Here is a 1,069-nt window from a genome sequence, read left to right as displayed (position 1 = left end):
CCACGACGCCGCCGAACACAGCGTCGCGGTGAAGGCCGTCGAACATCCCGACGTGGGCTTGCTGATCTTCGACGCCACGCTGTTCCCGGTACCCGACCACCCCGGCCACCACCTGATCCTGCACAACCCGCGCCCCGGCACCGACACCGCCGAACGCCTGGAACGGCTGTTGCAGCCTGGTGGTGCCACACCCAGGATGAGCTGACACTGCCTCCTCGACTTCCGCGCGCCGAGGATCGTTGTCATGAGCACTACACAGATGCAGGCGATCACCATCCCCGAATTCGGTCCCGCGGAGGTGCTGCGGCCGGCCACCGTCGACATCCCGGAACCCGGTCCCGGCCAGGTTTCCATCGACGTCGCCTATGCGGGAGCCAACTTCGCCGAGGTGCTGTATCGGCAGGGCGTCGTCGGTGTGCGGTTGCCGTTCGTGCCGGGTATCGAGGTTTCGGGCCGGATCCGCGCGGTCGGCCCGGATGTGACGGGCCTGACCGTCGGCCGGCCGGTCGCGGCGCTGACCATCGTCGACAGTGGCGGTTACGCCGAGGTCGTCGTCACCTCCGCGGCCTTGGTCGCACCGCTGGACGGCCTCGACCTGAGCCTGGACCTCGCGGCGGCGCTGCCGTCCAACAGCACCACCGCCTTTCTCGTCCTCGACCGCGTGGCGCGCATCGAACCCGGCGAGAGTGTGCTGGTGCACGCGGCAGCGGGCGGCGTCGGCAGCCAACTCGGCCAGGCCGCGCGGTTGTTCGGCGCGGGCCGGGTGGTCGGCACCGTCGGCAGCGCCGAGAAGATCGAGGTAGCCAGGTCTTTCGGCTACGACGAGGTGATCCTTCGCGAGAACATCTCCAGTGCGGGGGAATTCGACATCGTGGTCGATATGGTCGGCGGCCCGGCCCGCCGCGCGAGCCTGGACCGGCTTCGTCCGCTGGGCCGAATGATCGTGATGGGCAACGCGTCCGGCGCCGAGGACGTCGGAGTTTCGGCGAACGAGCTGTGGTTCACCAACAAGACGGTCTCCGGATTCAATCTCGCCGCCTTCGCCGCCGCCTACCCCGCCGAAGCGGGC

General features: G+C 69.2%; 1 protein-coding gene and 1 pseudogene. Both read left to right on the top strand.

The genetic code is table 11. The features are described from left to right. Positions 1 to 205: pseudogene (locus ACGF5C_RS35160) on the top strand (hypothetical protein); the annotation flags it as partial. Between the two features lie 39 nt (positions 206 to 244). Continuing rightward, positions 245 to 1,069: zinc-binding alcohol dehydrogenase family protein (locus ACGF5C_RS35155; protein ID WP_393308789.1), on the top strand; the 825-nt coding region annotated here is incomplete at its 3' end.

The sequence above is a fragment of the Micromonospora sp. NPDC047620 genome (assembly GCF_043205005.1).
GTDB lineage: Bacteria > Actinomycetota > Actinomycetes > Mycobacteriales > Micromonosporaceae > Micromonospora.
This window is presented reverse-complemented; position numbering and strand designations above follow the sequence as displayed.